This is a genomic window from Pseudooceanicola endophyticus (assembly GCF_018760365.1).
Classification (GTDB): domain Bacteria; phylum Pseudomonadota; class Alphaproteobacteria; order Rhodobacterales; family Rhodobacteraceae; genus Pseudooceanicola; species Pseudooceanicola endophyticus.
Genome location: NZ_JAHIAB010000003.1, coordinates 365,706 through 378,991 on the forward strand (window position 1 = coordinate 365,706; position 13,286 = coordinate 378,991).

Genomic DNA, 13,286 nt, shown 5'->3' on the forward strand with positions numbered 1-13,286 from the left:
GCATCCGGCAGGGGGTGTCGCCACCCCCTGCCCGTTTCTCACTTCGCCGGCGTCCAGGGCTTCAGCGCGTCCTTCTTCATCTGACGGCGCTCATCGGGCGATTTCGACCAGTCCCCGCCGAAGGCCGCAGATTCCCAGGAGCCGTATTCCGGGTTCGGCATCATGATCCAGTCCTTGCCCCAGTGGTCCTGGCTGGCCTTGAAGAACTCGTCACGATCTTCCAGCGAACCGCCGGCGGCATCCGAGAAATCACCCAGGTTGTCGCCCATCAGCAGCGCCACGCGGTATTTCTGCGCCACGAAGGCGATGCGGCTTTCCTTGTCGGACCCCCAGCCTTCCTGGTCGCCCTTCAGCAGCACCGTGTCGACGCCCTCGGTCATCGGGAAGCCCAGCTTCTTGAGGTTGGCGATGGTGCCGTCCTTCTCGATCGACTTGCGGTTCGAGACGTAGAAGATCGTCACGCCCTTGGAGGCCGCGTATTTCAGGAAGGCCAGCGCGCCCGGAACCGCTTCGGAGGTCTGGGAATTGACGTAATCGGTCCATTCCTTGGAGCTGTAGGAAGTGCCGCGGGTGATCAGCGAGGCTTCGTAATTGCCGTTGTCCAGCAGCGTTTCATCCAGGTCCGAGACGATGGCGACGGGCAGATCCTCGTAGCCGGCGGGTTCCTTGTCGGCGACCGCGGTCCAGCTCTTGTCGGCCAGCGCCTTGTCCAGCTGGGTCTGCGCCTGCTTGAACAGCTGGGTGACGGTGGCCTTGTATTCCACCGAGGTCTCCATCCAGACCGTGGCGTTCAGCAGGTCGTCCTGCGGCACCTTGGCCGCGTCCTGGGCGGCAACGGGGCCGGCCAGGCTGAGGGTCGTGGCGGCGGCCACGGCCAGGGCCGAGACGGTCAGGCAGAAACGCGAAGAGCTCAGACGCATGATGAATTCCTTGTACGTGCAGATATTCCGGAAGCCTGCGCGCGGCGTCACAAAACTGTCAAATTCATTGCGCACGGGTCGTTGCGGCAGGTGTTCACAATCTCGTCAGCTTGGGGTTGCAAAGCGCCCTGCCCGCCCAGGGTTTCAGCGTCGGCCTCCGGGACTTTGCACGTTGGCGTGAACCCGCCGGTCGCGCTCCGGACCCGGTCTTGACCTGCCGCGTCGTTGTGCCTGCATCGAGCCTGCGCAGCCCGCTTCCCTTTTCGCGGGCCGCAAACTAGCCTCGCCCCAGAACGCGAGTTCCAACACGGGAGTATCTCAATGAAAAAGCTTCTTCTGGCCACGGCGGCCATGGCGCTGTGCGCCTCTGCGGCCTCTGCCGAGGACGTCAAGATGGGCGTCCTGCTGGGCTTTACCGGCCCGCTTGAATCGCTGGCCCCGGCGATGGCTGCCGGCGCCGAGATGGCAATGAAGGAAGTGTCCGACAGCGGCAAGCTGCTGGATGGCGACACCGTGACGCCCGTGCGCGGCGACAGCACCTGCGTCGATGCCGCCGCCGCCACCGCCGCCGGCGAAACCCTGGTCACCTCGGATGGCGTGAAGGGCATCCTGGGCGCCATGTGCTCGGGCGCGACCACCGCCGTCCTTCAGAACGTCGCCCTGCCCAACGGCATGGTGATGATCTCGCCCTCGGCGACCTCTCCGGCGCTTTCGACGGTCGAGGACAACGGCCTGTTCTTCCGCACCGCCCCCTCGGACGCCCGCCAGGGCGAGGTCATGGCCGACGAGATCCTGGAAAAGGGTCTGAAATCCGTCGCCGTCACCTATACCAACAACGATTACGGCAAGGGCCTCGCGGACAGCTTCCAGAAGGCCTACGAGGCCAAGGGCGGCAAGGTCACGATCTCTGCCGCGCATGAGGACGGCAAGGGCGATTATTCCGCCGAAGTCGGCGCGCTGGCCTCTGCGGGCGGTGATGCGCTGGTGATCGCGGGCTATATCGACCAGGGCGGCTCGGGCATCCTGCGCGGCGCGCTTGATACCGGCGCCTTCGACACCTTCGTCTTCCCCGATGGCATGGTCTCCCAGACGCTGCAGGACAACTTCGGCTCCGAGATCAACGGCTCCTTCGGTCAGCTGCCCGACAGCGAGGGCCAGGGCATGGACACCTACCTGACCATGGCCAAGGACGCGGGCTTTGACGGCACCTCGGCCTATTCCGGCGCCTCCTATGACGGGGCCGCGCTGATGCTGCTGGCGATGCAGGCGGCGGGCTCCACCGATCCCAATGTCTACAAGGACAAGATCATGGAGATCGCCAACGGTCCCGGCGAAAAGATCTATCCCGGTGATCTGGCCAAGGGTCTGGAACTGCTGAAGGAAGGCAAGCCCATCGACTACGAGGGCGCGACGGCGGTGAACCTGGTCGGCAGCGGCGAAGCCGCCGGCACCTTCCGCGAGATCGAGATCAAGGACGACAAGATCGAGACCGTGAAATACCGCTGACGGCGGCATGATCGCGGAACAGCCCGGGATGACCGGGCTGTTTCACTTTTATAACAACATCTTGCGGCGCGTTCTTCGCGTAACGCCAGAGATCAGGGGCGCCCATGATAAGGGTCGATAATCTCGTCAAATCCTTTGGCGGCTTCCGGGCCGTCGACAATGCCAGCCTGGAGATCGCCACCGGTTCGATCACCGGGCTGATCGGTCCCAACGGGGCCGGAAAATCCACGCTTTTCAACGTTATTGCCGGGGTCCATGCACCGACCTCCGGTCGTGTCACCATGGACGGAGAGGACATCACCGGGCTCTCTCCGCACCAGCTGTTCCACAAGGGGCTGCTGCGTACCTTCCAGATCGCCCATGAATTCCCCTCGCTCAGCGTGCGTGAGAACCTGATGATGGTGCCCGCCGGCCAGACCGGCGAAACCCTCTGGAACAGCTGGTTCCAGCGCGCCCGGATCCGGGAAGAAGAAGCGGCGCTGCTGAAAAAGGCGGATGAAGTCCTCGACTTCCTGACCATCTCTCATCTGAAGGACGAGAAGGCCGGGAACCTGTCCGGCGGTCAGAAGAAGCTGCTTGAACTCGGTCGCACCATGATGGTCGAGGCCAAGATCGTCTTCCTGGACGAGGTCGGCGCCGGGGTGAACCGCACCCTGCTGAACACCATCGGCGACGCCATTGTCCGGCTCAACAAGGAGCGCGGCTATACCTTCTGCGTGATCGAGCACGACATGGATTTCATCGGCCGCCTCTGCGACCCGGTGATCGTCATGGCCGAGGGCAAGGTGCTGGCCGAAGGATCGGCCGCCCATATCATGGAGAACGAGGCCGTGATCGAGGCCTATCTGGGCACCGGCCTGAAGAACAAGGTGAAGTCCGACGAGCAAGCCGAAGTCATGGCAGATGAATCCCACGGCGCGCAGCCGGGTCTGGGCGACGAAGCGGGCACGGGAGAGGCGTCATGAGCTTTCTGAACGCCGCCGACATGACCGGCGGATACGGCAAGGCCGACATCCTGCACGGCTGCACGCTGAGCGTCGAAAAGGGCGAGATCGCGGTGATCGTCGGCCCCAACGGCGCGGGCAAGTCCACCGCCATGAAGGCCGTCTTCGGGATGCTGCCGCTGCGCGGCGGCTCCGTCACCTTCGACGGAGAGGACATCACCGCCCTGACCCCGCAACAGCGCGTGCGCAAGGGCATGGGCTTTGTGCCGCAGGTCAACAACGTCTTCCCCACCATGACGGTGGAGGAAAACCTGGAAATGGGCGCCTTCATCCGCACCGATGACTTCAGCCATACCATCGCCCAGGTCTATGACCTGTTCCCGATCCTGAAGGAAAAGCGCCGTCAGAACGCCGGAGAGCTGTCCGGCGGGCAGCGTCAGCAGGTGGCCGTGGGCCGCGCGCTGATGACCCGGCCCAGTCTTCTGATGCTGGACGAACCCACCGCGGGCGTCAGCCCCATCGTCATGGACGAGCTGTTCGACCGCATCATCGAGGTGGCGCGGGCCGGGATCTCCATCCTGATGGTGGAACAGAACGCCCGCCAGGCGCTTGAGATCGCCGACAAGGGCTATGTCCTGGTGCAGGGCGCCAACCGCTACACCGACACCGGAGAGGCGCTTCTGGCCGATCCGGAGGTCCGCCGCACCTTCCTGGGGGGCTGAGAGATGGATGTCATCAACGCGCTGGTCGCGATCACCAACTACGTCATCATCCCCGCCACCGCCTATGGCGCGCAGCTGGCGCTTGGCGCGCTTGGCGTCACGCTGGTCTATTCGATCCTGCGCTTCTCGAATTTCGCGCAGGGCGACACCATGGCCTTCGGCACCGGGGTCGTGATCCTGATCACCTGGGGCTTCCAGGCCATGGGGATCAGCTTCGGCCCGCTGCCGACGGCGCTGCTGGCCCTGCCCTTCGGCATCGTCATCACCGCCGCGCTGCTTCTGGGTACGGACCGCGTGGTCTATCGCTACTACCGGGTCACACGCGCCTCGCCGGTGGTGATGGTCATGGTTTCGGTCGGGGTGATGTTCGTGATGAATGCGCTCACCCGATTCCTGATCGGGGTCGACCAGATCAATTTCGACGACGGCGCCCGCTTTGTCATCAACGCCCGCCAGTGGCGCGAGATGACGGGCCTGTCGGAGCCGCTGACCCTGCGTTCGACCCAGCTGATCACCGTGATCACGGCGCTGATCGTCATGGTGGCGCTGTTCTGGTTCCTGAACCGCACCCGCACCGGCAAGTCGATGCGGGCGTTTTCCGATAACGAGGATCTGGCGCTGCTCTCGGGCATCGACCCGCAGCGTGTCGTCACCGTCACATGGATCATCACCGGGGCGCTGGCGACCATCGCGGGGACGCTCTACGGGCTCGACAAGTCCTTCAAGGCCTTCACCTATTTCCAGATCCTGCTGCCCATCTTCGCTTCGGCGGTGGTCGGCGGCATCGGCAGCCCGGTGGGCGCCGTCGTCGGCGGCTTCATCATCTCCTTCTCGGAGGTCGGGCTGACCTATGCCTGGAAGAAGGTCGCCACCTATCTGATCCCCGGATGGGAGCCCGAGGGCCTCGTCCAGCTTCTGTCCACCGATTACAAGTACGCGGTCAGTTTCACGATCCTGATCCTCGTGCTGATCTTCCGGCCGACCGGCCTTTTCAGGGGGAAAGTCGTATGAGCGCCTCGCGTCAACCGGGCGAAACCTCGGCGCTGCGCGCGCCGCTGTTCTTCGCCGTCCTTGCCCTGCTGCTGGTGATCGAGGGGGTGACCTCGGGGTGGAACTCCGCGCTCGGGATCCTTAACATGGGGCTTTTGTCGGCCATCATGGCGCTTGGGGTGAACCTGCAATGGGGCTATGCGGGGCTGTTCAACGCCGGCGCCATGGGTTTCCTCGCGCTTGGCGGCATCGCGCCCGTGCTGATCTCCATGCCGCCGACGCCCGGGGCCTTCCGGGCCGGGGGCATGGGGCTGATCGCGGCCTTTGCCGTGGCCATCATCGCGCTGATCCTGGCGGCGCAGGTCTGGCGCAAGCTGCGCATCCGGGGGCGCGGGCTGCTGGTCACGCTGATCCTGATCGTCGGCTTCTTCGCCTATCGCGGGCTGTTCGATCCGGCGGTCGCCGCGATCGAGGCGATCAACCCTTCCGCTGCCGGGAACCTGGGCGGGCTGGGCCTGCCGACGCTGGTCTCCTGGCCGGTGGGGGCGCTGATGGCCGCCGGGGCTGCCTGGCTGGTCGGCAAGACCGCCCTTGGCCTACGCTCCGACTACCTGGCCATCGCGACCCTCGGCATTGCCGAGATCCTAGTCGCGATCCTGAAGAACGAGCAATGGCTGGACCGCGGCGTGCTGAACGTCAACGGCATTCCCCGGCCCTGGCCCGTCCCCTACGAGATCGACCTGCAGAATTCGGCCAGCTTCGTGAAGATGGCGCAGGGCTGGGGGATGGATCCGGTGCTGGCCTCGACCCTGTTGGTGAAGCTGGCCTTCCTGGTGCTGTTCCTGATCGTCGTGCTGCTGCTGATCTGGGCCTCGCAGATGGCGCTGAAATCGCCCTGGGGGCGGATGATGCGCGCGATCCGCGACAACGAGGTCTCGGCCGCCGCCATGGGCAAGAACGTCACCCGGCGCCACCTTCAGATCTTCGTGCTGGGCTCGGCGGTGATCGGGCTGGCGGGGGCGATGATGATCTCTCTCGACGGGCAGATGACGCCCTCCAGCTACAACCCGCTGCGCTATACCTTCCTGATCCTGGTGATGGTGATCATCGGCGGCTCGGGCAACAACTGGGGTGCGGCGCTTGGCGGCGTGCTGATCTGGTATCTCTGGGTCAAGGCGGGCGACTGGGGCCCCGACATCATGACGATGATCGCCGCGCCCTTCCCCGATGGCGGGCTGAAGGAGCATCTGGTGGATTCGGCGGCGCATATGCGGATGCTGGTCATGGGGGTGCTGCTGCTGCTGGTTCTGCGCTTCAGCCCAAGGGGGCTTTTGCCCGAGAAATGAATGAGATGGGGGGCGCTGCGGCGCCCCTCAGCCTTTCGGGCGGGCGCGCCAGGCGCGCGGCGTGCAGCCCATCAGCCGGCGGAACATCGTGGTGAAGGCGGCGGGGCTTTCATAGCCCAGATCAAGGGCGATGCGGGTCACCGGTTCTCCGGCGGAAAGCCTTGGCAGCGCCGAGATCACGCTGGCCTGCTGACGCCAGCGGTCCGGCGACAGGCCCGTCTGTTCGCGAAAGCGCCGGGTGAAGTTGCGCCGGCTCATCGCCGCCTCGGCGGCCCATTCGTCCAGCGCGCGCTCTCCGGGGGTTTGCAGGAACCGCTGGCAAAGCGCGAACAGACGCGCCTCGTTGGGCAGCGGCAGGGCCAGGGGCTGATCCTCGAGGCGGGCGATCTCTTCGATCAGCAGCTCCATCAGCAGGGTGTCGCGATGCGAGGGATTGTCGATGTCCGCGATCTGGCCCACCGCCAGGATCAGGGCCCGGGCCAGATCGTTCATCGCCAGAACCCGGGGCCCCGCCGATCCCGCATCCCCCGCCGAAGGCCGCAGGTAGGTCGAACGCATCTGCACCGCGCCGAACATGTCCACCGAATGCACGCAGCCCGCCGGGATCCACAGTGCGCTGTCGGGCGGCACCATCCAGCTGCCCTGCCCCGTGCGCACATGCACCACGCCGCTCAGCGCATGCATCAGCTGGTGGCGCGGGTGGCTGTGGGCATGGACCTGCGTGCCCTGCGGATAGTCCGAGGCCAGGCTGACCAGACGGCTTTCGGCCTGCTCGATCCGGGCAATGCGGCTGAACAGGTCGGAGGGCGCGGAAATCGACTGAGACATCACTTTGGCCCGATCTGAAAGAAACATGACCAAACCACGAAAGATCGGCCATGGCAACCTGCGCTAGGAGGAGGAAAAACAGGAGCCTCCCATGACGGATGCCACGATCGGCCTCTCGCCCTCCCGCGATACCGCCCGCACCAGCTTCGCGATCCTCGGCGCGATTGCCAGCTGCCATCTGATGAACGACCTCATGCAGTCGCTGCTCTCGGCGCTGTATCCGATGATCAAGTCCGAGTTTGCCCTGGCCTTCTGGCAGATCGGCCTGCTGACCTTCTGCTTCCAGGTCACCGCCTCTCTGCTGCAGCCGGTGGTGGGCATGGTCACCGACAAGAAGCCCTTCCCCTGGACGCTGCCGCTCGGCATGGCCTCGACCATGGTGGGTCTGGTGACGCTGGCCTTCGCGCCCAGCTACGGGCTGCTGATCTGCGGCGCCGGGCTGATCGGCATCGGCTCCTCGATCTTCCACCCCGAGGCCAGCCGCGTCACCCGCGCCGCCGCCGGCACCCGCTTTGGTCTGGCGCAGTCGGTCTTCCAGGTGGGCGGCAATTTCGGCACGGCCGTCGGGCCGCTGCTGGCCGCCTTCATCGTGGTGCCGCTGGGCCGCCATTCCGTGGCCGCCTTCGCGCTGGTGGCGCTGGTGGGGATGATCGTGCTGACCGGCGTCAGCCGCTGGCACGTCCGCGAACGGGTCGCTGCCGCGCGCCGCAAGGCCAAGCCCCGGCAGAACGTGCTGGCGCCGCGCCGCGTCGCGCTTTCGGTCACCATCCTGCTGGTGTTGGTCTTCTCCAAGCAGGTCTACATGGCCTCCATGACGAACTACTTCACCTTCTTCCTGATCGACCGCTTCGACCTGTCGACGACCGGCGCGCAACGGATGCTGTTCCTGTTCCTGGCGGCGGTGGCTGCGGGCACGATCATCGGCGGCCCGGTGGGCGACCGGATCGGTCGGCGCACGGTGATCTGGGTGTCGATCCTGGGCGTGCTGCCCTTCACGCTGCTGCTGCCCTACGCGAACCTGTTCTGGACCGGCGTGCTCAGCATGGTGATCGGGGTGATCCTGGCCTCCGCGCTGCCGGCGATCATGGTCTTCGCGCAGGACCTGATGCCGGGCAAGGTGGGCACCGTTGCGGGGCTTTTCTTCGGGGCGGCCTTCGGCATCGCCGGGATCGCGGCGGCGGGCATCGGCGCGCTGGCGGACGTCACCAGCATTCGCTTCGTTTTCGAACTCTGCTCGGCCCTCCCGGTCTTCGGCCTGCTGACCATCTTCCTGCCGAAACGCCAGGAGCTGATCTAGCGCGCAACCACGCCCGCGCCCTTGCATCAGGGCGCGGGTCCGGGCACTGGGGCGCCACCTAACAGGAGCCCCCTCATGTCCGCATCCAAGACCCTTCTCTTCGACCTTGACGGCACGCTGGTGGATCCCGGGATCGGCATCATCGGCTCTTTCCGGGGCGCCCTGGAAGAACTGGGCGTCAGCGCCCCCCCGCATGAGGACCTGGGCTGGATCATCGGCCCGCCGCTGCGCAAGAGCTTTGCCGCCTTCCTGCCGGAAACCCGCGTCGAGGACGGCATCGCCGGATACCGCAGCCGCTACAACGACCAAGGCGGCATGTTCAACGCCACCCCCTACGAGGGCATCCATGCCGCGCTGGAGGGCTTCCGCGCCAAAGGTTTCCGGATCTTCGTCTGCACCGCCAAGCCCGCGCCCTTCGCCCGCAAGATCATCCCGCATTTCGACTTTGCGCCCTATTTCGACGGCATCTACGGCGCCGAGCTGGACGGCCGCTTTGACGACAAGGGCGCGCTGATCGCCCATATGCTGACGGTCGAGGGCTTCGCCCCCGAAACCGCCATAATGATCGGCGACCGGGCCAATGACACCGGCGCGGCCTCGCGCAACGGGCTGCGCTCGGTCGGGGTGACCTGGGGCTATGGCAGCGCAGAGGAGCTGACCGAGGGCGGTGCCACCGTGCTTTGCGAGGCGCCCCGCGACCTGCCGCAGGTGATCTCCGCCCTGCTCTGAGGCGCGCTGCCGCATTGCCCGCCTGCCCCTTCGCCGCCATTCTTGACCCAGCGGCAGGCGGGAGGGGCGCGGATGAAGACGGCAATCACGGCGGCGCAGGCAGCCGCGCTCGTGCCGGATGGGGCGGTGGTGCTGATCGGCGGCTTCATGGCCGTGGGCTCTCCGCACCGGCTGATCGACGCGCTGGTGGCGCGCGGCGCCCGCGACCTGACGATCATCGCCAATGACACCGCCATGCCCGGCAAGGGCATCGGCAAGCTGATCACCGCACGGGCGGCGCGGCGCGTCATCGCCTCCCATATCGGGCTGAACCCCGAGACCCAGGCCCAGATGATCGCCGGAGCGCTGGAGGTCGAGCTGGTGCCCCAGGGCACGCTGGTCGAACGTATCCGTGCCGCCGGCGTGGGCCTTGGTGGCGTGCTGACCCCGACGGGCGTCGGCACGCTGGTCGCCGAAGGCAAGCAGGTCCTGACGCTGGAGGGGCGCGATTACCTGCTGGAGATGCCGCTGAAGGCCGATGTGGCGCTGATCGCCGCGCATGAGGCCGATTACCTCGGAAATCTGAACTATTCCCTGACCGCGCATAACTTCAACCCGGTGATGGCGCTGGCCGCCACCACCACCATCGCCGAGCCCGGCCAGATCGTGCCAGTGGGGGTGATCCCGCCCGATGCGGTGAAGACCCCGGGCGTGCTGGTCGATCACATTCTGGAAAGGCCGCACTGATGGACGCAAAGGAGATCATTGCCCGCCGCGTCGCGCAGGAGATCGCGCCGGGAAGCCTGGTGAACCTCGGGATCGGGCTGCCCTCGCTGGTCGCCAGCTTCGTGCCGGTCGAGCGCGGAGTGTTCTTCCAGGCCGAGAACGGCGTCATTGGCCTGGGCGCCCGCCCGCCCGAGGGGATGGAGGATCCGGACCTGACCGATGCGGGTGGCGGCTTCGTGACCGCGGTGCCCGGCGCGGCCTCGATCGACAGCGTGATGAGCTTTGGACTGATCCGTGGCGGGCATCTGGACGTGACGGTGCTGGGCGGGCTTCAGGTCGATGCGCGGGGGCTGCTGGCGAACTGGATGGTGCCCGGCCACATGGTGCCCGGCATGGGCGGCGCGATGGATCTGGTGGCGGGCGCCCGGCGGGTCATCGTGGCGATGCAGCACACGGCCCGGGGCAAGCCCAAGATCGTCGCGCGCTGTACCCTGCCGCTGACCGCCCTGCGTCCGGTCAGCCTGATCGTGACGGAACTGGCGGTGATCCGGCCCGAGGCGGATGGGCTGCACCTGCTGGAATGCGGCCCCGGCGTGACGCCGGAGGCCGTTCAAGCGGCCACCGAAGCGCCGCTGATCCTGTCTGGGGGAATCAGGGAAATGACGCTTTGACAGTTTGTTATGGGGTGAAGCTCAAGTATTTCCTCAGCCCAGGATGTTGAAGCCGCCGTCGATGTAATGCACCCCCCCGGTGACATTGGCGGCCTCCCGGCTGGCCAGAAAGGCGGCATAGGCGCCGCAATCCTCGATGGTGGCCAGCTGATGGGTCGGGGCGCGCGCCGCCGCGGCGTCCAGCATGGCATCGAAATGCGCGATGCCACTGGCCGCGCGGGTCTTCAGCGGCCCGGGCGACAGCGCATGGACGCGGATCCCCTTCGGCCCCAGCTCGGCCGCCATGTAGCGCGTGACGCTCTCCAGCGCGGATTTCACCGGCCCCATGATGTTGTAATTCTCCACCACCTTCTCGGCGCCATAGAAGCTGACGGTCATGCAGGTTCCCCCGTCCGCCATCAGCGGCTCGGAGAGACGCACCAGCTCCATGAAACTGCCGACGGAAATATCCATGGCCTGCTGGAACCCCAAACGCGAACAATCGGTGACGCGCCCGTGCAGATCCTCCTTCGGACAGAAGGCGATGGAATGCAGCAGCGTATCCAGCCGGCCCCATTGCGTGCCGATCTGCGCGAACAGCGCTTCGATCTGCGCGGGATCGGCCACGTCGAGCGGCGCGATGATCGAGGCGCCAAGGGCCTCGGCCAGCGGTCGGACATGGGGCTCGGCCCTCTCGTTCAGGTAGGTGATCGCCAGATCTGCCCCCTGCGCCTTCAGCGCCCGGGCACAGCCGTAGGCGATGGAATTCTCATTGGCGATCCCGACGATCAGCGCCTTCTGTCCGTCCAGTGAAAACATGCGATCTCCTTTCCGGGCGGTGCCCGAGCAGGCTGTCCCGGATCGCCGCGGCGTGCAGCCATGCATCGTGTCGCCGCGACATTACGCGCGGTCCCCCGCGCATGCCTGCCGCATTTTTGCGCAGGCCCCGCGCCCCGGTCGGGAGTTTTCTTGGAACAACCCCGGAACCGGGCCGTTCGGTTCTGAGACAGCAGAATTGAGACAGGGAGACTGCCACATGCATTCACTGGCGAAGCGGCTGGGACTGCGCACCGATCCAACCATCTTTTTCGTCTCAGCCGGGTTGACGATCCTCTTCGTCCTGGCGCTGGTGGTCGCCCCCGGCCCCATCGGCGCGGCTTTCAAGGCGGGACGGGCCTGGATCGTCACCAACCTGGGCTGGTTCTTCATCCTGGGCGTGAATGTCTGGCTGGGCTTCCTGATCTGGGCGGCGATGTCGCGGCACGGCCATATCCGTCTTGGCCCCAAGGGGAGCCGGCCGGAATATACCAACCTGTCGTGGTTCACGATGCTCTTTGCCGGCGGTATCGGGACGGTGCTGATGTTCTGGGGCGTCGCCGAACCCATGAGCCATTTCGCCAAGCCACCGCTGCCCGGGGTCGAGCCGTTTTCCGATCAGGCCGCCAAGGATGCCATGTCCATCGCCATCTATCACCTGGGGCTGCACACCTGGACGATCTTCACCCTGCCGGGGCTGGGCTTTGCCTATTTCATCAACCGCTACGAGCTGCCGGTCAGGGTTAGCTCTGTCTTCTATCCGCTTCTGAAGGAAGGGATTCACGGTCCCGTCGGCAAGGCCATCGACATTGCCTCGATCCTGGGGACGCTGTTCGGGGTCGCGGTGTCGCTGGGGCTGGGCTCCAGCCAGATCGCCGCCGGTCTGGATGCGCTCTACGGCACCGGGACTGGGCCGGTGGTGCAGATCGCCATCCTGGCCGTACTGACGCTGGTCGCCATCACCTCGATCGTCGCGGGGCTCGACAAGGGGGTGAAGCTGCTGTCGAACATCAACATCGGCATGGCCGTCGCGCTGATGGTCTTCGTGCTGGTCTTCGGCTCTACCCTGTTCCTGCTGCGCGGCATCGTGCAGACCTTCGGCCTCTACTTCGACAACCTGTTCCATCTGGCGTTCTGGAACGACATGCTGGCGGACGAGAACCCCGATACCCCCGGTTGGGGCTGGCAGGGCAGCTGGACCGTGTTCTACTGGGCCTGGACGGTGACCTGGTCGCCCTTCATCGGCCTGTTCGTCGCGCGGATCTCGCGCGGGCGCACGGTGCGGGAATTCGTGGCGGGCGTGCTGCTGGCCCCCTCGCTCTTCACGCTGATCTGGTTCGCGATCTTCGGCTGGCAGGCGATGGAATTCGACGGCATCGGCGCCGCCGCCCGTGCCGCCATAGGCGACCAGGCCGGCCAGCTCAGCCAGGCGGTGAGCGACAGCGTGCCGCTGGCGATGTTCGCCTTCTTTGAGCATTTCCCGGCCACCCAGCTGATCCAGGGCCTGGCGGTGGTGATCGTGGCGATCTTCTTCGCCACCTCCTCGGACTCCGCCTCCCTGGTGGTGGACATGCTCTGCACCGGCACGCCGACGCCGGGCCCGGTGCATCAGCGCGTCTTCTGGGGCGCCGCCGAGGGGCTGGTGGCCGCCATGCTGATCGTGCTGGCGGGCGATGCCGGGCTGGATGCGCTGCAACAGGTGATCACCGTCGTCGGCCTGCCGATCTTCGTGCTGGTCTGCATGATGATCCCGGCCATCATCAAGGGCTTCGCTCTGGAAGAGATAGACCATGTCTCGATCGGCAAGCGGCCCGAGCTGGAGGAATTCTGACC

General features: G+C 66.1%; 13 protein-coding genes. 10 read left to right on the forward strand and 3 right to left on the reverse strand.

Annotated elements, in window-relative coordinates:
- Window positions 1-38 precede the first annotated feature (38 nt).
- Window positions 39-920, reverse strand: a complete 882-nt coding sequence (locus KM176_RS08040; RefSeq protein WP_160893184.1) for a 5'-nucleotidase, lipoprotein e(P4) family — start codon at window positions 918-920, stop codon at window positions 39-41.
- A gap of 321 nt (window positions 921-1,241) precedes the next feature.
- Between KM176_RS08040 and KM176_RS08045 the strand changes: the two genes are divergently transcribed.
- From KM176_RS08045 to KM176_RS08065, 5 genes are all read left to right on the forward strand, one after another.
- The gene (locus KM176_RS08045; RefSeq protein ID WP_160893186.1) at window positions 1,242-2,426 is read left to right on the forward strand and encodes an ABC transporter substrate-binding protein; all 1,185 of its coding nucleotides are present in this window, start codon (window positions 1,242-1,244) and stop codon (window positions 2,424-2,426) included.
- 104 nt (window positions 2,427-2,530) lie between these two features.
- Complete coding sequence (locus tag KM176_RS08050) at window positions 2,531-3,391, forward strand: ABC transporter ATP-binding protein (RefSeq protein WP_160893188.1); 861 nt, start codon at window positions 2,531-2,533, stop codon at window positions 3,389-3,391.
- The gene (locus tag KM176_RS08055) at window positions 3,388-4,092 is read left to right on the forward strand and encodes an ABC transporter ATP-binding protein (protein ID WP_160893190.1); all 705 of its coding nucleotides are present in this window, start codon (window positions 3,388-3,390) and stop codon (window positions 4,090-4,092) included. The genes KM176_RS08050 and KM176_RS08055 overlap by 4 nt, the downstream gene beginning before the upstream one ends.
- 3 nt (window positions 4,093-4,095) lie before the next feature.
- A complete protein-coding gene (locus KM176_RS08060; protein ID WP_160893192.1) occupies window positions 4,096-5,103 on the forward strand; it encodes a branched-chain amino acid ABC transporter permease in 1,008 nt (335 codons plus the stop codon).
- Window positions 5,100-6,428, forward strand: coding sequence for a branched-chain amino acid ABC transporter permease (locus tag KM176_RS08065; RefSeq protein WP_160893194.1), 1,329 nt, complete (start codon window positions 5,100-5,102; stop codon window positions 6,426-6,428). Before KM176_RS08060 ends, KM176_RS08065 begins: the two co-directional genes overlap by 4 nt.
- A gap of 27 nt (window positions 6,429-6,455) precedes the next feature.
- On the opposite strand, the gene KM176_RS08070 is transcribed toward KM176_RS08065, so the two are convergent.
- Window positions 6,456-7,256 (reverse strand): AraC family transcriptional regulator, encoded by an 801-nt coding sequence (locus KM176_RS08070; protein WP_160893196.1) that lies wholly within the window; start codon window positions 7,254-7,256, stop codon window positions 6,456-6,458.
- Window positions 7,257-7,347: 91 nt separating this feature from the next.
- On the opposite strand from KM176_RS08070, the gene KM176_RS08075 reads away from it, so the two are divergent.
- The 4 genes from KM176_RS08075 to KM176_RS08090 all read left to right on the forward strand — a co-directional run bounded on the left by KM176_RS08075 (window position 7,348) and on the right by KM176_RS08090 (window position 10,658).
- Window positions 7,348-8,553 (forward strand): MFS transporter, encoded by a 1,206-nt coding sequence (locus tag KM176_RS08075; protein WP_160893198.1) that lies wholly within the window; start codon window positions 7,348-7,350, stop codon window positions 8,551-8,553.
- A 75-nt stretch (window positions 8,554-8,628) separates the two neighbouring features.
- Window positions 8,629-9,282: an HAD hydrolase-like protein gene (locus KM176_RS08080; RefSeq protein ID WP_160893200.1), complete on the forward strand. Its 654-nt coding sequence runs from the start codon at window positions 8,629-8,631 to the stop codon at window positions 9,280-9,282.
- Between the two features lie 72 nt (window positions 9,283-9,354).
- Window positions 9,355-10,008 carry a 3-oxoacid CoA-transferase subunit A gene (locus KM176_RS08085; protein WP_160893202.1) on the forward strand — a complete coding sequence of 218 codons (654 nt, stop codon included), beginning with the start codon at window positions 9,355-9,357 and terminating at the stop codon, window positions 10,006-10,008.
- Entirely contained in the window at window positions 10,008-10,658 is a 651-nt protein-coding gene (locus KM176_RS08090) for a 3-oxoacid CoA-transferase subunit B (protein WP_160893204.1), read from the forward strand. The genes KM176_RS08085 and KM176_RS08090 overlap by 1 nt, the downstream gene beginning before the upstream one ends.
- 33 nt (window positions 10,659-10,691) lie before the next feature.
- Here the strand turns inward: KM176_RS08090 and fabI are convergent, their stop codons facing one another.
- On the reverse strand, window positions 10,692-11,456 hold the full coding sequence (gene fabI / locus KM176_RS08095) for an enoyl-ACP reductase FabI (protein ID WP_160893206.1): 765 nt from the start codon (window positions 11,454-11,456) through the stop codon (window positions 10,692-10,694).
- A 217-nt stretch (window positions 11,457-11,673) separates the two neighbouring features.
- Here fabI and KM176_RS08100 point away from each other — a divergent pair, with 217 nt between their 5' ends.
- Window positions 11,674-13,284: a BCCT family transporter gene (locus KM176_RS08100; protein WP_160893208.1), complete on the forward strand. Its 1,611-nt coding sequence runs from the start codon at window positions 11,674-11,676 to the stop codon at window positions 13,282-13,284.
- The last annotated feature ends 2 nt before the right edge of the window (window positions 13,285-13,286 follow it).